Here is an 18,298-nt window from a genome sequence, read left to right as displayed (position 1 = left end):
CGAAGATTCTCATGGTAAAGCAATTAATATTGCGGGTTCTGATGGTTCTTCCCCAACTCGAATTACCAATGTAGCGGCTGGTCAGGCAGATACGGATGCGGTGAATGTGGGTCAAGTGCGTAATGTGACTAACCATATTAATAGCAGTATTAATAGAGTCGATAAAAACCTTAGAGCGGGTATTGCCGGTGCGATGGCATCAAGTAACTTATACCATGCCACTATACCGGGTAAATCTATGGTTGCGGCGGGAGCCGGTGTGTATAAAGGTGAAAGTGCATTAGCCATAGGTTATTCTCGTTTATCCGATAATGGGAAAATAGGCGTTAAATTCTCGGTGAATAGCAATACCCGAGGTGATACGGGTGCAGCGGCAAGTGTGGGATACCAATGGTAATAGAATTTCGTACTAACGATATTATTCCTATGCTATAGCGAGAAAAAAACGGCGTATCATTTAGCCCCAAAAGTATGAAGTGCGGTGAAAAAACTTTTATATTTTTCACCGCACTTTTTTGTAATAAAACGCAAACGTTTGCTGTATAATGCGTGCCTATTTTTTATTTAAGGAATCATTATGAATAATAATCTACTTTATACAGTAGAAGATAAACCACCCTTTGGGTTAAGTTTATTATTGGCGGCACAACATTTATTGGCGGCACTCGGTGGTATTATTGCGGTGCCTTTGGTGATCGGTAATGTATTAAAATTACCCATTCCAGATACGGTGATTTTAGTCAATGCGGCTCTATTAGTTTCAGGTATTGTGACCATTATTCAGTGTCGTGGATTAGGTCCGATCGGCATTCGTTTACCGAGTGTGATGGGGACGAGCTTTACTTTTGTCTCTGCTGCCCTTGCGGTCGGTTTTAGTGAACATGGCGTGGCAGGTATTCTTGGTTCATCATTAGTGGGGGCAGTAGTTATGATTGCGGGCAGTTTCTTTATGCCAAACATCCGTAAATTATTCCCACCCGTGGTGACTGGCACCGTAGTCATGATGATCGGCTTAAGCTTAATCTCTGTCGCTGTGGATTGGTTCGCGGGTGGTCAACGTAGCGATGCCAATTATGCAGCGCCTGAAAATCTGATGATGGCAACCTTTGTGTTAGTGATTGTTGTAGCTTTAGTACAATGGGGGACTGGCATTTTTTCTGCGGCTGCCATTGTAATCGGTATGATGACGGGCTACCTCCTTTGTCTTGCGCTCGGCTGGATCGACTTTACTGGTGTGAAAGAAGCACAAGCCTTTGCCTTACCACAACCGTTACACTTCGGCTTGTCTTTCCCGATTACCGGAATTATCGGCATGGCGATTGCCTATTTGGTGACAATCGTTGAAAGTAGTGGTAACTTCCTTGCCTTAGGTAATGCCACCCAAACCGAAATCACCGGTAAACATTTACGTGGTGGCATACTCTGTGACGGTTTAGGTTCTGCCCTAGCCGCGATTATGTCAACGACCCCATTCTCTTCTTTCTCACAAAATATCGGCGTAATTACGCTCACGGGGGTGGCAAGTCGCCATGTGGTAGCGTTAACTGGCGGATTATTAGTATTAGCTGGTTTATTCCCCGTTTTCGGTGCGTTAATCGTGTCGATTCCATTGCCTGTATTAGGTGGTGCCGGCTTAATGATGTTCGCGATGATTATTGCGGCAGGGATTCAAATGCTAGATAATATTGAGCGCAGTAAACGCAACGGCTTAATCATTGCGATTTCTATCGGTTGCGGTTTAGCTGTCACAACTCGCCCTGAATTACTGGATAAATTGCCAATATTCTGTAAAGAAATTTTTGGCTCAGGAATTACCGTAGGCTCATTATTAGCGTTAATCTTAAATCTGATTTTGCCACAAGATAAACCGAGTAAAGTGGAATAAAGACGATCAAAATGCGGTGCATTTTCACCATATTTTGGCGATTTTATCTGAAAGTGCGGTAAAAAATACCGCACTTTTTTGTTTAAATTACTCAGTGACATCACCAATCAATACACTTTCCAATGCAATCTCAATCATTTCATTAAAAGTTAATTGACGTTCTTCTGAACTGGTTTGTTCACCGGTACGAATATGATCAGAGACCGTACAAATACACAACGCCTTGGCACCATATTCCGCCGCCACAGCATAAATACCCGCCGCTTCCATTTCCACCCCAAGAATGCCGTATTTTTCCATCACATCAAACATGGTAATATCTGGGGAATAAAATAAATCTGTCGAGAACAAATTCCCAGCTCGTACTTTCACCCCTTTATTTTTTGCCGCTTGTACCGCTGCTTGAACCATATCAAAATCTGCAATGGCAGCAAAATCATGATCTCTAAAACGAATACGATTTACTTTGCTATCAGTACATGCACCAATACCAATCACGACATCGCGTAGTTTGACATCTTGACGCACCGCACCGCACGAGCCAACCCGAATAATTTTTTTCACGCCATATTCGGTAATTAATTCTTTACTGTAAATTGAGCAGGATGGAATCCCCATTCCGTGTCCCATGACTGAAATGCGACGACCTTTGTAAGTCCCTGTGTAACCAAGCATATTACGGACATTTGTGACTTCTTGAACGTTGTCTAAGAATTTTTCAGCAATAAACTTAGCGCGAAGTGGATCTCCCGGCATTAATACAACATCAGCAAATGCGCCTTCCGGAGCGTTAATATGTGGAGTCATAATTTTTTCCTCTTTATATGTAGTCAAAAGTATAGATTTACCAATAGGTGTTGACATCCTCCCTGCCCTAAAGGACGGGAATTCCTACTAGCTCCCCCTTTCAGGGGCTACTCTCGGTGGGTTCTTGCTGCTGATCTCTAATGAGATTCACTTCACAAGCTCTACGGGTATGTCCTACCCTGTTCAGATGACAGAAGTCAGAAGACAGTTTCTAATTGTAGTCTGCCTTTGGTTAATATATTTATCGCTCCAACTACATCGGCATTTTCGCTGTAGCCACATTCAATGCACTCAAAATGCGATTGGGTTTCCCGATTTGCTTTGGCGACCAATCCGCAACAAGGGCAAGTTCGACTGGTATTTTGTGGGGTCACAGCAACCAAAAATCCGCCATGCCATTTCGTTTTATAGTCCAGTTGTCGGCGAAACTCGAACCAAGATTGATCCAGTATCGAACGATTTAGCCCCGATTTTTGGCTCACATTTTTACCTGGTTCTTCCACTGTGCCTTTTGCCGATTTTGACATGTTGGCAACTTGTAAATCTTCAACGTAGATCATGGCGTGTTTTTTGCTGATTTGGTTTGAAGTTTGATGCAAGAAGTCTTTGCGACAATTGGCGATTTTATGGTGTAGTTTGGCGATTTTCGCCTTTAATTTCTGCCAATTTTGGCTAAATTTAACTTTGTTTTTGAGCTGTTTTTGCAGCTTCGCTAATTTGCCTTTATAGGTTTTGAACGCATTAAGCGGAGCGAAAAATATGCCATTGGAAAGGGTGGCAAAACGAGCTATGCCCATATCAATGCCGATTTCTCCGCCCGTATGCGTTGGAATATCGGCTTCAAATTCCGTCTGAATACTCACAAAAAAATGACCGCACTTTTGGCTGACTGTGACATTTTTAATTTCGCCGATGACTTTTTGGCTATTGAAATAGCGAACCCAGCCGATTTTAGGCAAATACAAGCGATTATTTCCTTGTTCCAGTTTGCAACCTTGCGGAAAACGAAAACTGTCTTTTAAGCCTTTTTTCTTGAATTTGGGAAAATCTGCTCGCTTTTGGAAAAAATTTTTAAACGCTGCTTCAAGGTCTTTTAATGATTGTTGCAACACTTGCGAATGGCAATCTTTCAGCCACTCCCATTGTTTTTTCCAAGTTGGCAACAGATTTGCGATTTTGGTGTAGCTAAATTTAAATTGATTATCCTGCTCGTACTGCTCATTTTGCCACGCTAACGCCTGATTAAACACAAAGCGAGAACAACCACAAAACTGCTTAATTTTGCGGATTTGTTCACCGTTTGGTCTAATTTCAAATTTAAAGGCTTTGCGGATTAACATGGGCTTAGGTTAAAATAGAATTTTCTCTTATTTTACACTTGGTCTATGAAAAAAGAAACAGAAATTAGACACGGAAGACACTGTATTTTTAATATGCACGTTCATTTAGTCTTTGTTACTAAATATCGCAGAGATGTTTTCACGAAAGCGATACTTGATGAATTACAAACTATTTTTGCCAACGTTTGTCAGGATTTTGGGGCTACATTAGTGGAGTTTGACGGCGAAGATGATCACGTTCATCTGCTTGTAGAATATCCGCCAAAAGTAGCGGTATCAGTGCTTGTGAATAGCTTAAAGGGCGTATCTAGTCGTTTGATTAGAAAGAAAAAATATCCAAGCATACAGAAAAAACTCTGGGGCAATCAGCTTTGGTCACCGTCTTATTTTGCGGGTAGTTGCGGTGGTGCACCAATATCAATTATTCGCCAATATATCGAGCAACAACAAACGCCCGATTAGTTAGGTTGGAAACGGCTCATTGTTTGTGCCTTATATCACCGCCCTAAAGGGCAGTGTTTTACGGCACGATCAGATAAAAAAATAACACCACAGACGCAATGCTGTGGTATATTTATTAAATGTGTCAGTTCGCTGTTAAGCGAGTGCAACACCACTTAAACCGATAAATAAGCCAGCAATCGTTGCACTCATTAAGTTTGCTAAAGATCCCGCGATAACCGCTTTAATGCCTAAACGAGCAATATCACCACGACGATTCGGTGCCATTACACCAAGACCACCGATTAAAATGGCAATTGAACCAAAGTTGGCAAAACCACATAATGCAAAAGTGATGATCGCTTTGGTTTTATCGGTTAATTGAATCGCACTTTCAGGGCTTAAATATTTGGTAAATTCTGAATAACCAACAAATTCATTAATCGCTAATTTAGTCCCGATCATTTGACCCGCGACACCCGCTTCTTCCCAAGGCACACCGATTACCCAAGCTAACGGTTTAAATATCCAAGAGAAAATCATGCCAAGTGATAAATCACCATAACCGAACCATCCACCAACACCTCCTAAAATACCGTTAATCAAAGCAATTAAGGCAATAAACGCCACTAACATTGCACCGATATTTAAGGCAAGTTGCATACCTGATGATGCACCTGATGCCGCTGCATCTAAAATATTCGCAGGTTTTTCTAACTCCACAGCTGACATATCGTCATTAAATTGCTCTGTTTGCGGATATAAAATTTTAGCAAATAATAAACCTGCCGGTGCTGCCATAAAAGATGCACTAATTAAATAAGGCAACGGCACGCCCATACCAGCATAACCCGCCAATACTGACCCCGCAATAGATGCTAAGCCACCACACATAATGGCAAATAATTCGGAGTTCGTCATTCTGCTAATATAAGGTCTAACAACTAATGGTGCTTCCGTTTGTCCTACGAAAATATTGGCAGCCGCTGACATAGACTCCGCTTTAGATGTGCCTAATAATTTTTGTAACCCACCGCCGATGATTTTAATCACCCATTGCATGACGCCAATATAATAAAGCACAGAAATTAATGCTGAAAAGAAGATAATATAAGGTAATACTCGCACGGCAAAAATAAATCCGTCACCACCCATTACTTCAAAAATTTTGTCACTGGCTAAACCACCAAATACAAATTGAATACCATCAAAGCCATAGTTGATAACTTTTTGTACACCATTTGATAACCAAAGTAACGCATCTCGCCCAGCGGGTACATAAAGAATTAAAGCCCCTAAACCGATTTGGATTAATAAGGCACCAAGTACAGTTCTCAAATTAATCGCTCGACGATTATTTGATAACAGGAATGCAATACCTAACAATACTACAATACCTAACAGACTAATTAACGATTCCATTTGTTTTCTCCTTTACAGTAAAAATTACTTAATTTTAATCTCTTTTATATTTTTCTGCTATAAGTTATATGTTTAATTTTGTTTTTTTCTGCATATTTTTTCATTATCATATACCGAATCTCTTTCAGGATATGATATGAAAACAAAAACATCCCTTTTACCAAGAACAATATGGACTGCCAAACATATTTGGTCGCTAGAAAGCAAGCCCTTGCTTGTTCTATTGTTTACACTTGTCATTATGGGGATTGGTGAAGGTTTAATTTTATCATCAAACCTTGGCTCTGCACCTTGGACAGTTTTATCACAAGGTATTGCTTTGCAAGGTAATTTTAGTGTAGGCTTGGCATCTTTTATCATCAGCACGATTGTTATGTTGTTTTGGATTCCTTTAAAACTCCGTATCGGTATTGGTTCAATCTTCAATGTGATTGTGATTGCGATTTTATTGGGTATCACTGTCGCTTATCTGCCCTATCCCGATAATTTAATATGGCAAATAAGTTATTTTTTTAGTGGACTGATTTTATTTGCTATTGGTACAGCATTTTATCTAACCTGCCATTTGGGCGCTGGTCCTAGAGATGGCTTAATGGTGGGTATTTGTCATCTTTTCCATTGGAAAATTGGTAAAGTCAGAACCACCATTGAAGTTGCCGCCTGTGTGTTAGGTTATTGGCTTGGTGGGACTGTAGGCATTGGTACATTAATTTATGCACTGGCGGTAGGCTGGATTATACAGGGAACGTTGAGCTTATTTCGTTATTATCATTCGTAAGTAGAGCTTATCAATAGCACAAAGTGCGGTAAATTTTTGCTATTTTTTGCTTGCCACCTTGAAAACCACAAAACATCCCTTATTTTGTGAATACAATAAAAAAGGTGAAGTGGCACTGAACTTTTTAACGCTTTTGAAAATTTCAAAAAATTTTTAAAAATACCCTTGAAAAACAAAATGCCAACCACATTTTAAATAACAAGCAAGCGAGCCTATTTATCGTTCTGTCAATAAAAGATGAAAGGCGTTGCGAAAACCAATTCAAACTAGGAGAAAACAAATTATGGGAAAAATTATCGGTATTGACTTAGGTACTACCAACTCTTGTGTGGCAGTAATGGATGGCGACAAACCACGTGTGATTGAAAATGCGGAAGGGGATCGTACCACCCCGTCAATTATTGCTTATACTAATGATAACGAAACCTTAGTCGGTCAACCTGCTAAACGTCAAGCAGTCACTAATCCGAAAAATACCTTATTCGCGATCAAACGTTTAATTGGTCGTCGTTTTGAAGACCAAGAAGTACAACGTGATGTGAACATTATGCCATTCAGCATTGTGAAAGCAGACAATGGTGATGCTTGGGTAGATGTAAAAGGTGATAAATTAGCGCCTCCACAGATCTCTGCGGAAGTATTGAAAAAAATGAAAAAAACCGCTGAAGATTTCTTGGGCGAAACCGTAACAGAAGCAGTGATTACTGTACCAGCTTACTTTAATGATGCACAACGTCAAGCCACTAAAGATGCAGGTCGTATTGCAGGTTTAGATGTAAAACGTATTATCAACGAACCGACTGCGGCAGCGTTGGCTTACGGTTTAGATAAAGGCAAAGGCAACCAAACTATTGCGGTGTATGACTTAGGTGGTGGTACATTTGACTTGTCTATTATTGAAATTGATGAGGTTGGTGGCGAGAAAACCTTTGAAGTGTTGGCGACCAACGGCGACACCCATTTGGGCGGTGAAGACTTTGATACTCGAGTAATTAACTATCTTGTAGACGAGTTCAAAAAAGATCAAGGCGTGGATTTACGCAACGATCCGTTAGCCATGCAACGGCTAAAAGAAGCGGGCGAAAAAGCCAAAATTGAGCTTTCATCTGCACAACAAACGGATGTGAATTTGCCGTACATCACTGCCGATGCCACAGGTCCGAAACACTTAAACATTAAATTGACCCGTGCGAAACTTGAAGCCTTGGTAGAAGATTTAGTGGCTCGTTCTCTTGAACCTGTTAAAGTGGCGTTAAATGATGCAGGCTTGAGTGTGTCTAAAATTGATGATGTGCTGTTAGTGGGTGGTCAAACTCGTATGCCATTGGTACAACAAAAAGTCGCTGAATTCTTTGGCAAAGAACCACGCAAAGACGTAAACCCAGATGAAGCTGTCGCAGTGGGTGCTGCAGTACAAGGCGGTGTGTTATCTGGTAATGTGACCGACGTGTTATTATTAGACGTTACCCCGTTATCTTTAGGTATTGAAACCATGGGCGGCGTGATGACTAACCTAATTGAGAAAAACACCACGATTCCAACTAAAAAATCGCAAGTGTTCTCCACCGCAGAAGATAACCAAAGTGCAGTGACGATCCATGTGTTGCAAGGTGAACGTAAACAAGCCTCTGCCAATAAATCCTTGGGGCAATTCAACCTTGAAGGCATTAACCCAGCGCCACGTGGTATGCCGCAAATTGAAGTGACGTTTGACATTGATGCTGATGGTATTATCCACGTTTCCGCCAAAGATAAAGGCACGGGTAAAGAGCAACAAATCACCATTAAAGCTTCTTCAGGTTTAAGTGATGAAGAAATTCAACAAATGGTGCGTGATGCGGAAGCCAACGCCGAAGCAGACCGCAAATTTGAAGAATTAGTGCAAGCTCGCAACCAAGCAGATGCTATTGTTCACTCTACTCGCAAACAATTAAGCGAAGTAGGCGACAAGCTCTCTGCTGACGACAAAGCCCCAATTGAAAAAGCCTTAGGTGAACTTGAAACTGCGGCGAAAGGCGAAAACAAAGCAGAAATTGATGCGAAATTGCAAGCGTTAATTCAAGTGTCTGAGAAATTAGTGCAAGCTGGTCAAGCTCAAGCACAGGCAGACGCTCAACAAGCTCAAGGTGGAAAACCAAACGATGACGTGGTCGATGCCGAGTTTGAAGAAGTGAAAGATAAATAATCTTTCCGTTAACATTGTAGGGGCGTATTGCATACGCCCCTTTGGTGTATTAGATATTAAATAAAATCCGTAAGGGCGGATCTATGTATCCGCCTGTTAAAAATGGAGCGTAATTTTCGGGCGGATACATAGATCCGCCCCTACGCAAAACAAAAAAGAGAAAAAATTAAATGGCAATCAAAAGAAAATGGTTTCGCCTGATTATGGTGACGGCTTCCGTGTTTGTATTTTCCTTTTGTATTTCATTAGGCATGACCATGGTCAATAACGGCTTTACGCCTGATTTTTTACTGGTTTGGTTACGCAATTGGCTGGTGGCATTTTGTTTTGCCTTTCCTGCTAGCTGGTTTTTACAACCTGTGATTGCCCATTGGGTACATAAAATTAAATTTAGTGACTAATCTATATGTGAGCAAAACATTATGGCAAAACGAGATTATTATGAAGTGCTAGGCATTCAAAAAGGGGCGGATGAGAAAGAAATCAAACGTGCCTATAAACGCCTAGCCATGAAATATCACCCCGACCGAACTAAGGGCGATAAAGACAGCGAAGAAAAATTTAAAGAAATCAACGAAGCCTATGAAATTTTAAGCGATCAAGAAAAACGCGCCGCTTACGATCAATACGGTCACGCCGCCTTTGAACAAGGTGGATTCGGTGGCGGTGCGGGCGGATTTGGCGGAGGATTTGGTGGTTTCGGTGGATTTGAAGATATTTTCAGCGAAATGTTCGGTGGCAGTGGCGGTCGTTCTCGGGTGGTGCGTGGTGACGATTTACGTTACGACATTGAAATCACTCTTGAAGAAGCCGTACGCGGCGTGACCAAAGATATTCAAATTCGTACCCTAGTACATTGTGATAAATGTGATGGTACTGGTGCGGAAAAAGGATCTAAAGTAGAAACTTGCTCAACCTGTCATGGACAAGGTCGGGTTCGTCGCCAACAAGGTTTCTTTGTTACCGAAACCACATGCCCTCATTGTCATGGCACAGGCAAGAAAATTGAGAAAACCTGTAAAACATGTCATGGCGATGGGCGTGTGCATAAAACCGAAAGCCTTTCGGTAAAAATTCCTGCCGGTGTGGATACAGGCAATCAATTACGCTTATCTGGCAAAGGGGCTGCGGGTGAAAATGGGGCACCTGCTGGCGATCTTTATGTTGTCATCCACGTTCAGGATCACCCTATTTTTGAACGTGATGGTAACAATTTATATTGTGAAGTCCCAATTAGCTTTACCCAAGCCGCCTTGGGTGGTGAAATTGAAGTCCCTACTTTAGAAGGTCGAGCTAAATTAAAAGTGCCAGAAGGCACCCAAACGGGCAAAATGTTCCGCATGCGTGGCAAGGGCATTGCCGCTATGCGAAGCGGTTATGCCGGCGATTTAATTTGCAAAATTACCGTAGAAACCCCAGTTTCACTCAATGAAGCACAAAAAGAACTACTGCGTAAACTAGAAGACAGCCTAGATGGTCAAGACAAACAACGACCAAAACATTCCAGTTTCTTTGATGGTGTGAAGAAGTTTTTTGATAATTTAGGTAAATAGTGCTTACCCCGTACAAAAATGCGGGGTAATTTTTTCAATTTTTTATTTTTAGGCATTGACTTTAAATTTTTTTTTACAATAGGGAAGATTTATCAAAATAATCTGTCAAAGCTATTACCCCATGTTTATCCTAAGGAGATCAAAATCATGCACCCCATTATTCAAAAAACCTTTGGCGGTTTAAATTTCGCTTATTATATTCGCCATTTTCTGTTTGGCTTAATTTTTTATGTGTTATTTCTCTACCAATTTGCACTTCATCCACTACGTTATGAGGGGGCTGAAACAGGCTACAGCTACATTTTCATCTTGTGGTTTACCCTTTGCCAATTTCTCTATCCTTATTCTCGCTTTGTGTATGAAAGCGTGATGAATTACATTTTGGGCGAAAATGGCTTTTTGGTGAATGCCATATTGATGCTTATTGTTAAATTTTTCACCATGGCAATTTGTTGGATTTTCTCTGTATTTATCGCTCCTATCGGCTTGATTTATCTCTATTTTTATCACAGCAAACAAGAAAAACAAGCCCAGCAAGAACAGCAATAATCTTATCAAGATCCCAAAAATGCGGTAAAATTACTCACAATCCTTTACAGGATTGTTCGGGGCTTTGCCCACGCCACAAGTGGCGTTCAAAATTCCTATCGGGATTTTGTCACCGCACTTTTTGTTTTTTTAGAGATGGATTATGCTTACTCCAACCCCAACCATTGAAAAACCTTCCAATTTGGTGGCGTTTGCGTTTTTATTGATCGCTTTTTTGACAGGCATTGCATCGTCTTTTCAATTACCTACATTGAGCCTATTTTTAACGCAAGAAATTCAAGTTTCCCCTGCTATGGTAGGTTACTTCTATGCAATTAATGCGATTATCGGTATCGGATTAAGCCAAATACTCGCCAAATATTCCGATAAAATGATCGATCGCCGAAAAGTGATATTATATTGTTGTGTTCTTGCTATCGGTGGCTGTTTAGTATTCGCTTTTAACCGTAATTATTACTGGTTAATTTTATTGGGTACAACCTTGCTTGGTTTAGGATCATCGGCTAATCCACAATCTTTTGCCCTAGCTCGGGAATATGCCGACAACACAGGCAAAGAAAGCGTGATGTTTTCCACCATTATGCGAACTCAAATTTCACTGGCGTGGATTGTGGGTCCACCACTTTCTTTTAGCATTGCACTAAATTGGGGCTTTGATTGGATGTATTCCATTGCTGGGCTAGCATTTTTATTCTGTGGGTTAATTGCGGTAACCTTGTTGCCTAAAGTGCCACGTAAAAAAATGGAACAAAATACGCCGTTACAAGCGCCATCGAATAATCAAAAAAGCGTGATTTACCTGTTTATCACCGTCTTTATGATTTTTAATTGCAATGGTATGTATTTGATTAATATGCCATTATATATTATCCATGAATTACATTTACCCGCTGAATTAGCTGGTACATTGATGGGAACGGCGGCAGGATTGGAAATTCCGATCATGTTATTGGGTGGTTATTTAACCCAATATTTCAGTAAAAAAGCATTAATTTTCACCGCACTTTGGGCTGGCTTTTTGTTTTATCTCGGTTTGCTATTTTTCCAAAATACATGGCAATTAGTCTTACTGCAATTTTTTAATGCTATCTTTATCGGCATTATTGCAACGCTAGGTATGCTGTATTTTCAAGATTTAATGCCGCGTCAAGCCGGAGCTGCCACAACTTTGTTTAGTAATGCGGCTAAATTAAGTTGGCTGGTCGCCGGTCCAATTGCTGGTTGGTTGGCTCAATTTTGGCATTATAATACGGTGTTTTACGTATCTTTTTTGATGATTGCGATTGCTATGGTTTGTTTGATGAAAGTGCGGACGGTGAATTAGTCAGTCTATGGACAGACACATAGGGTCGTGCTGACAATGAATCAAGAAATTAAATGAGTTGATCGATAAGCCGAGTTCTGTCGTGGACAATCATTCCTCTAGGCGTACGTTCGCACGCACGCTCAAGCAACCTACCCGAACTCTGAGCGGGCACACCCATTGAGCTCCTATTTGGTCTTGCTACGAGTGGAGTTTACCTTGCCATGAACGGTTACCCGCCATGCGGTGCGCTCTTACCGCACCCTTTCACCCTTACCCCTCACCTAGATTATTTATAATCTAAGTGAGGGGCGGTCTGCTCTCTGTTGCACTGGTCGTGGGATCGCTCCCCCTAGGCGTTACCTAGCACTCTGCCCTGTGTAGCTCGGACTTTCCTCTCGTCTATTTGTCCCACTAGATCGTTCTGACGAACACTTTAGGGCTTCAATAAACCAGCGATTGTCTGATCAACTCAGGGTTCGTAGTATAACGGAATTTTTGCTAGAGTGAAATCAAAACTTACGTTAAAATAGCCATCACAATTTCGGGTAAAGAATCGTATCGTTTTTTTACCGCACTTTTTTGTAGGGACAGAAAATGAATCATCTACATTATGCTCGTGAAACCATTAACATGGCAGAGCAAGCGTTAGATAAATTAAGTCAAACTCTTGATAATACCTTTAATCAGGTGGTGGAATTAATTCTAACATGCGAGGGGCGTATTGCTATTAGTGGCGTGGGAAAATCAGGGTTAATTGGACAGAAAATTGTTGCTAGTTTAGCATCAACCGGTACACCGAGCTTTTTTTTGCATCCAACCGAAGCCTTTCATGGTGATTTAGGTATGTTAAAACCCATTGATGTGGTGATTCTTATTTCTTATAGTGGTGAAAGTGACGAAGTCAATAAACTCATTCCAAGTTTAAAAAATTTCGGTAATAAAATCATTGCATTGACCAGTAACAAAGATTCAACCTTAGGTAAACACGCTGATTATGTATTAGACATTACCATTGAACGTGAAGCCTGCCCGAATAATCTTGCTCCAACAACGTCAGCATTAGTTACTTTAGCTTTAGGCGATGCGCTAACAGTCGCATTAATCTATGCTCGTGATTTTAAACCAATAGACTTTGCCAAGTTCCATCCGGGGGGGTCGTTAGGTCGCCGTTTACTTTGTCGCGTGAAAGATCAAATGCAAACTCGCTTACCTATTACCCTACTATCGACCAGCTTTACCGACTGTTTGACCATTATGAACGAAGGTCGAATGGGGGTTGCTTTAGTCATGGATAATAATAAATTACAAGGCATTATTACGGATGGCGATATTCGCCGTGCATTAACCTCTAATGGCACTGCAACACTGAGTAAAACCGCTCAAGATTTAATGACCAGAAATCCAAAAACTATTCATCAGGATGAATTTTTAACCACCGCGGAAACCTTTATGAAAGAGAACAAGATTCACTCTTTAGTGGTTGTTAATGATCAAAATGAAGTGGTTGGTTTAGTGGAATTTTCAAGTTAAAACAGGGTTAAACATGCTAAATAAATTACAAAAAATCAAATTAGTGATCACAGATATTGATGGTGTACTCACAGATGGATTATTACATTACGACGCTAACGGCGAAGCCATTAAAAGTTTCCATGTACGTGATGGTTTAGGCATTCGCATGTTGATAGAACAAGGTATTCAAGTAGCTGTATTATCCGGACGCTCTTCTCCCATTTTACAAAAGCGTATGGCGGATCTTGGCATTACATTGTCTATTCTAGGCAAATTAGAAAAAGAAACCGCCTGCTTTGAATTAATGCAACAAGCCAATGTTAGCCCTGAACAGACCGCTTATATTGGAGATGACAGCGTAGATCTACCCGCTTTTGCAGTCTGTGGTTTATCTTTTGCGGTCGCTGATGCAGCTGATTATGTGAAAAAAAATGCTGATTATGTACTCACGCTAGGCGGAGGCAAAGGAGCATTTCGTGAAATGTCTGATCTGATTTTAAAGGCTCAAGGTAAAACCGATATTTATGCTACAGCAAAAGGCTTTTTGAAATCCGTACGAAATATGGTTCAATAACCATAACTACATAAAATCTAAAAATATTGTATTTTTGATCTACACCTTAATTCGGTTAGCGCTTTCAGAGTGTAGATCAAATATTATTGTGTTACTCCCATTCGATAGTCGCAGGTGGTTTACCACTTACATCATATACGACCCTTGAAATGCCGTTCACTTCATTGATAATGCGGTTGGAGATTTTACCTAATAACTCATAAGGCAAGTGAGCCCAATGTGCGGTCATAAAATCAATAGTTTCTACCGCACGCAATGAAACCACCCAGTCATATTTACGTCCATCACCCATTACACCGACAGATTTCACTGGCAAAAAGACGGTAAATGCTTGGCTCACTTTGTAATACCAACCTGAATTATAAAGCTCTTCAATAAAAATCGCATCCGCTTTACGCAACAGATCGCAGTATTCTTTTTTGATTTCACCTAACACACGCACGCCTAAACCTGGACCGGGGAACGGGTGGCGATTCAACATTTCTGCTGGTAAACCTAAGGCTAAACCAATTTTACGCACTTCGTCTTTAAACAGTTCACGTAAGGGTTCCACAAGACCTAATTTCATATAATCAGGTAAACCACCTACATTGTGATGAGATTTAATCACATGAGCTTTACCTGTTTTGGCTCCCGCAGATTCAATCACATCAGGATAAATGGTGCCTTGTGCCAACCATTTAACGTTGGTTTGTTTGTGGGATTCTTCATCAAATACATCGACAAACACTTTACCAATAATTTTACGTTTGGCTTCGGGATCATTTTCACCTTTTAAGGCAGCTAAGAAACGATCTTCTGCATTGACACGGATAATGTTTAAGCCGAATTTATCACCGAACATTTCCATGACTTGATCGCCTTCGTTAAGACGTAACAAGCCGTTGTCCACAAAAACGCAATGTAATTTTTTGCCAATGGCTCGGTGTAATAACAAGGCAGTAACGGAAGAATCTACACCACCAGACAGGCCTAAAATGACTTCATCATCGCCTACTTGGGCTTTAATCCGAGCGACTGCATCTTCAATAATATTTTCCGCTGTCCATTTAGTTTCACAACCACAAATATTGACGACAAAATTGGTTAATAACGCCAAACCGCTTTTGGTATGTGTTACTTCAGGGTGGAACTGCACGCCATAGAATCGGCGACTTTCATCTGACATTGCTGCAATCGGGCAAGTTGGTGTGGTGCCTGTGACTTGGAAGTTATTAGGTAAATGGGTCACTTTATCGCCATGGCTCATCCACACATCTAATTTCGCTTGAGCTGCATTCACATCATCATTTAATTGAGCGAAAAGCTGGCAATTAGCTTGTAAATCCACTTGAGCATAACCAAATTCACGGTGATCCGAATTTTCCGTTAATCCACCTAATTGCATTGCCATAGTTTGCATACCGTAACAAATTCCTAATACAGGTACACCAGCACTAAATACATATTCAGCCGCTCTTGGGCTGTTTTGTTCGGTGGTGCTTTCAGGTCCACCTGAAAGAATAATCCCGGTTGGGTTAAATTCACGGATTTGCTGTTCCGTCACGTCCCACGCCCAAAGTTCGCAATACACCCCAATTTCACGCACACGGCGGGCAATTAATTGGGTATATTGTGAACCGAAATCTAAAATTAAAATTTTATGTTGGTGAATGTTGTTCATTTAATTATTTCTCAAGTTTAAGGGAAGTTGTTAATTTTCTGTTAAAAGTCCATACAGAAATACACATAATTGCATAGCCAAACAGTTCTGAACCTTCTTCAACGATATGCTTTGCCGTAATGACGTAGCCTTCTTGTAAAATATGTTTCCAAATTGAACCAGTGCCAAGTAGTCTTGAGCTAATAAACACAATAACCAATCCACCTAAAAAAGCGGCATATTCTCGGCTTTTAATAAATAATACTAAAGCATCAAATGCGGCTTGGCGGTTAGTTAGGGCGTAACCAATACAAATAATTGCAGCGGTTATGGCAAAATAAAACCAACTTCCATGCCCCGTTAGTCGGTCAAAAATATTATCAGATTCTCGAATCAGGATACATAAAAAAAAGCCTGCCATTAACACAAATCCTTGTCGCAATTGTGGAAAGCGTTTGGCATTATAACTAAAAAGTCCAATGGTAATAATGATAAACACATCTTGTAGTCCTTCTACAACAGATTCTTCATTGATAATATTATCAAAATAAAACAGATCCACTGCAATAGCTAAAAATGGAATAGTTGCGACTATGGCATAAAGAAAAAATTCAATAATCGTTTGCCTTATAAAAAAGCGATCTTCGTTGGTTAATTTCATAGTACATCTTGATAATAATAGAAAATAAACGCGGTAAAAATATTGATAAAATTTTTCGATTTTTTACCGCACTTTTTAGTCTTTTAGCCCATACGATAGTTTGGTGCTTCTTTGGTAATCGTCACATCATGTACATGGCTTTCTTTAATCCCCGCACCACTAATCCGCACAAACTGGGCTTTAGTACGTAAATCTTCAATCGTAGCTGAACCTGTTAAGCCCATACAAGAACGTAAGCCCCCCATTTGTTGATGCACGATTTCTTTAAGTAATCCTTTGTATGGAATACGTCCTTCAATACCTTCAGGAACAAGTTTATCCGCCGCATTGTCTGATTGGAAATAACGATCTGATGAACCTTTTGACATTGCCCCAAGTGAACCCATACCACGATAAGATTTAAAGGAACGCCCTTGATAAAGTTCAATTTCGCCTGGAGCTTCTTCTGTGCCAGCGAACATTGAGCCAACCATTACGCAATTTGCCCCAGCAGCAATGGCTTTGGCAATGTCGCCCGAAAAACGAATACCGCCATCGGCGATCACTGGAATACCACGATCTGCCAACGCAGCAGAGGCTTCCGCAATAGCGGTAATTTGTGGTACGCCTACACCTGTCACGATACGTGTCGTACAAATTGATCCCGGACCAATCCCGACTTTTACCGCACTCGCACCTGCATCGGCTAAGGCTATCGCTCCCTCTGCAGTTGCTACATTGCCTGCGATAATCGGTAAATTAGGATATTTTGCACGAGTTTCACGTACACGTTGTAATACGCCCTCGGAATGTCCATGTGAAGAGTCGATTAACAATACATCAACACCTGCTCGGACTAGTGCTTCAACACGTTCTTCATTACCCGGTCCAGCACCTACTGCCGCGCCAACACGTAAACGACCAAACTCATCTTTACACGCATTTGGCGTATTTTCTGCTTTTTGGTAATCTTTTAAAGTAATCATCCCTTTTAATTTATCATTGGCATCTAATACCAACACTTTTTCTACACGATGGTGATGCATTAAACCAAATATTTCTTCTCGTTTGGCATTTTCTTTTACGGTAACAAGACGTTCTCTTGGCGTCATAAATTCGGCAATGGTTTTGCTATGATCAGACACAAAACGCACATCACGACCCGTAATAATTCCTACTAAATTGTCCGCATTATCCACCACAGGAAAACTGGCAAATCCATTTTTCTTGGTGATTTCTGCTAATTGTGCCAAGGTCATATCAGGTTGTACACAAACCGGTTCTGATACAATACCGCTTTCAAATTTTTTCACTTTACGCACACGTTCCGCTTGGCGTTCAATAGACATATTCTTATGAATGAAACCAATTCCCCCCTCTTGTGCTAAGGAAATCGCTAATCTGGTTTCCGTTACCGTATCCATTGCGGCGGAAAGCATTGGGATATTTAGGCGAATGGTTTTAGTCAGTTGAGTGGATAAATCAGCGGTGTTAGGTAACACGGTGGAATGGGCGGGGACGAGTAAAACGTCATCAAAAGTTAAGGCTTCTTGCTTAATTCGTAACATTGCAATATTCTCTCTTTTAAATGTATGCTATAAAATATTGCGAACGCATTATACAGGGTTCACTTAATCTTGTGAACGAATTTTTATGAAAAATTT

Annotated in this window: 17 protein-coding genes and 1 other RNA gene; 11 read left to right on the top strand and 7 right to left on the bottom strand. The window is 40.7% G+C overall.

Annotated elements, in window-relative coordinates:
* Both E0709_RS04655 and E0709_RS04650 read left to right on the top strand, forming a co-directional pair.
* Nucleotides 1-397 (top strand): YadA family autotransporter adhesin (locus tag E0709_RS04655; RefSeq protein WP_209300504.1); only part of this gene is annotated, 397 nt, incomplete at its 5' end.
* Between the two features lie 180 nt (nucleotides 398-577).
* On the top strand, nucleotides 578-1,885 hold the full coding sequence (locus tag E0709_RS04650; RefSeq protein ID WP_132301114.1) for a nucleobase:cation symporter-2 family protein: 1,308 nt from the start codon (nucleotides 578-580) through the stop codon (nucleotides 1,883-1,885).
* A gap of 87 nt (nucleotides 1,886-1,972) precedes the next feature.
* Here the strand turns inward: E0709_RS04650 and deoD are convergent, their stop codons facing one another.
* Both deoD and E0709_RS04640 read right to left on the bottom strand, forming a co-directional pair.
* Entirely contained in the window at nucleotides 1,973-2,692 is a 720-nt protein-coding gene (deoD, locus tag E0709_RS04645; protein WP_132301116.1) for a purine-nucleoside phosphorylase, read from the bottom strand.
* Between the two features lie 197 nt (nucleotides 2,693-2,889).
* Nucleotides 2,890-4,032 carry an RNA-guided endonuclease InsQ/TnpB family protein gene (locus E0709_RS04640; RefSeq protein ID WP_132301118.1) on the bottom strand — a complete coding sequence of 381 codons (1,143 nt, stop codon included), beginning with the start codon at nucleotides 4,030-4,032 and terminating at the stop codon, nucleotides 2,890-2,892.
* A 45-nt stretch (nucleotides 4,033-4,077) separates the two neighbouring features.
* On the opposite strand from E0709_RS04640, the gene tnpA reads away from it, so the two are divergent.
* Complete coding sequence (tnpA, locus tag E0709_RS04635; RefSeq protein ID WP_132301120.1) at nucleotides 4,078-4,494, top strand: IS200/IS605 family transposase; 417 nt, start codon at nucleotides 4,078-4,080, stop codon at nucleotides 4,492-4,494.
* Nucleotides 4,495-4,629: 135 nt separating this feature from the next.
* Here the strand turns inward: tnpA and E0709_RS04630 are convergent, their stop codons facing one another.
* A complete protein-coding gene (locus E0709_RS04630) occupies nucleotides 4,630-5,895 on the bottom strand; it encodes a NupC/NupG family nucleoside CNT transporter (RefSeq protein ID WP_132301122.1) in 1,266 nt (421 codons plus the stop codon).
* Between the two features lie 136 nt (nucleotides 5,896-6,031).
* Between E0709_RS04630 and yczE the strand changes: the two genes are divergently transcribed.
* From yczE to E0709_RS04600, 6 genes are all read left to right on the top strand, one after another.
* Complete coding sequence (gene yczE / locus E0709_RS04625; protein ID WP_132301124.1) at nucleotides 6,032-6,673, top strand: membrane protein YczE; 642 nt, start codon at nucleotides 6,032-6,034, stop codon at nucleotides 6,671-6,673.
* 259 nt (nucleotides 6,674-6,932) lie between these two features.
* Entirely contained in the window at nucleotides 6,933-8,858 is a 1,926-nt protein-coding gene (dnaK, locus tag E0709_RS04620; RefSeq protein ID WP_324187730.1) for a molecular chaperone DnaK, read from the top strand.
* A gap of 170 nt (nucleotides 8,859-9,028) precedes the next feature.
* Nucleotides 9,029-9,259, top strand: a complete 231-nt coding sequence (locus tag E0709_RS04615) for a DUF2798 domain-containing protein (RefSeq protein WP_132301128.1) — start codon at nucleotides 9,029-9,031, stop codon at nucleotides 9,257-9,259.
* A gap of 21 nt (nucleotides 9,260-9,280) precedes the next feature.
* Nucleotides 9,281-10,411 carry a molecular chaperone DnaJ gene (dnaJ, locus tag E0709_RS04610; protein WP_132301130.1) on the top strand — a complete coding sequence of 377 codons (1,131 nt, stop codon included), beginning with the start codon at nucleotides 9,281-9,283 and terminating at the stop codon, nucleotides 10,409-10,411.
* A 147-nt stretch (nucleotides 10,412-10,558) separates the two neighbouring features.
* A complete protein-coding gene (locus E0709_RS04605; RefSeq protein WP_132301132.1) occupies nucleotides 10,559-10,960 on the top strand; it encodes a hypothetical protein in 402 nt (133 codons plus the stop codon).
* Between the two features lie 142 nt (nucleotides 10,961-11,102).
* Nucleotides 11,103-12,284 (top strand): MFS transporter, encoded by a 1,182-nt coding sequence (locus E0709_RS04600; protein ID WP_132301134.1) that lies wholly within the window; start codon nucleotides 11,103-11,105, stop codon nucleotides 12,282-12,284.
* 50 nt (nucleotides 12,285-12,334) lie between these two features.
* Here the strand turns inward: E0709_RS04600 and rnpB are convergent.
* Nucleotides 12,335-12,738: RNase P RNA component class A (rnpB, locus tag E0709_RS04595), an RNA gene on the bottom strand.
* Between the two features lie 122 nt (nucleotides 12,739-12,860).
* On the opposite strand from rnpB, the gene E0709_RS04590 reads away from it, so the two are divergent.
* A complete protein-coding gene (locus E0709_RS04590) occupies nucleotides 12,861-13,796 on the top strand; it encodes a KpsF/GutQ family sugar isomerase (RefSeq protein ID WP_132301136.1) in 936 nt (311 codons plus the stop codon).
* A 13-nt stretch (nucleotides 13,797-13,809) separates the two neighbouring features.
* Complete coding sequence (locus tag E0709_RS04585) at nucleotides 13,810-14,352, top strand: KdsC family phosphatase (protein WP_132301138.1); 543 nt, start codon at nucleotides 13,810-13,812, stop codon at nucleotides 14,350-14,352.
* A gap of 91 nt (nucleotides 14,353-14,443) precedes the next feature.
* Here E0709_RS04585 and guaA read toward each other — a convergent pair whose 3' ends face one another.
* The 3 genes from guaA to guaB all read right to left on the bottom strand — a co-directional run bounded on the left by guaA (nucleotide 14,444) and on the right by guaB (nucleotide 18,202).
* Complete coding sequence (gene guaA, locus E0709_RS04580; protein WP_132301140.1) at nucleotides 14,444-16,015, bottom strand: glutamine-hydrolyzing GMP synthase; 1,572 nt, start codon at nucleotides 16,013-16,015, stop codon at nucleotides 14,444-14,446.
* Nucleotides 16,016-16,019: 4 nt separating this feature from the next.
* Complete coding sequence (locus E0709_RS04575) at nucleotides 16,020-16,655, bottom strand: hypothetical protein (protein WP_132301142.1); 636 nt, start codon at nucleotides 16,653-16,655, stop codon at nucleotides 16,020-16,022.
* Between the two features lie 83 nt (nucleotides 16,656-16,738).
* Nucleotides 16,739-18,202 carry an IMP dehydrogenase gene (gene guaB, locus E0709_RS04570; protein ID WP_132301144.1) on the bottom strand — a complete coding sequence of 488 codons (1,464 nt, stop codon included), beginning with the start codon at nucleotides 18,200-18,202 and terminating at the stop codon, nucleotides 16,739-16,741.
* Nucleotides 18,203-18,298: the final 96 nt, after the last annotated feature.

It is taken from the genome of Lonepinella koalarum, from assembly GCF_004565475.1.
GTDB lineage: Bacteria > Pseudomonadota > Gammaproteobacteria > Enterobacterales > Pasteurellaceae > Lonepinella > Lonepinella koalarum.
This window is presented reverse-complemented; position numbering and strand designations above follow the sequence as displayed.

Bases quoted from the DNA above. Each gene is read 5' to 3' on its own strand.
- E0709_RS04650 (WP_132301114.1), top strand. From the start codon at position 578: ATGAATAATAATCTACTTTATACAGTAGAAGATAAACCACCCTTTGGG.
- deoD (WP_132301116.1), bottom strand. From the start codon at position 2,692: ATGACTCCACATATTAACGCTCCGGAAGGCGCATTTGCTGATGTTGTA.
- E0709_RS04640 (WP_132301118.1), bottom strand. From the start codon at position 4,032: ATGTTAATCCGCAAAGCCTTTAAATTTGAAATTAGACCAAACGGTGAA.
- tnpA (WP_132301120.1), top strand. From the start codon at position 4,078: ATGAAAAAAGAAACAGAAATTAGACACGGAAGACACTGTATTTTTAAT.
- E0709_RS04630 (WP_132301122.1), bottom strand. From the start codon at position 5,895: ATGGAATCGTTAATTAGTCTGTTAGGTATTGTAGTATTGTTAGGTATT.
- yczE (WP_132301124.1), top strand. From the start codon at position 6,032: ATGAAAACAAAAACATCCCTTTTACCAAGAACAATATGGACTGCCAAA.
- E0709_RS04615 (WP_132301128.1), top strand. From the start codon at position 9,029: ATGGCAATCAAAAGAAAATGGTTTCGCCTGATTATGGTGACGGCTTCC.
- dnaJ (WP_132301130.1), top strand. From the start codon at position 9,281: ATGGCAAAACGAGATTATTATGAAGTGCTAGGCATTCAAAAAGGGGCG.
- E0709_RS04605 (WP_132301132.1), top strand. From the start codon at position 10,559: ATGCACCCCATTATTCAAAAAACCTTTGGCGGTTTAAATTTCGCTTAT.
- E0709_RS04600 (WP_132301134.1), top strand. From the start codon at position 11,103: ATGCTTACTCCAACCCCAACCATTGAAAAACCTTCCAATTTGGTGGCG.
- E0709_RS04590 (WP_132301136.1), top strand. From the start codon at position 12,861: ATGAATCATCTACATTATGCTCGTGAAACCATTAACATGGCAGAGCAA.
- E0709_RS04585 (WP_132301138.1), top strand. From the start codon at position 13,810: ATGCTAAATAAATTACAAAAAATCAAATTAGTGATCACAGATATTGAT.
- guaA (WP_132301140.1), bottom strand. From the start codon at position 16,015: ATGAACAACATTCACCAACATAAAATTTTAATTTTAGATTTCGGTTCA.
- E0709_RS04575 (WP_132301142.1), bottom strand. From the start codon at position 16,655: ATGAAATTAACCAACGAAGATCGCTTTTTTATAAGGCAAACGATTATT.
- guaB (WP_132301144.1), bottom strand. From the start codon at position 18,202: ATGTTACGAATTAAGCAAGAAGCCTTAACTTTTGATGACGTTTTACTC.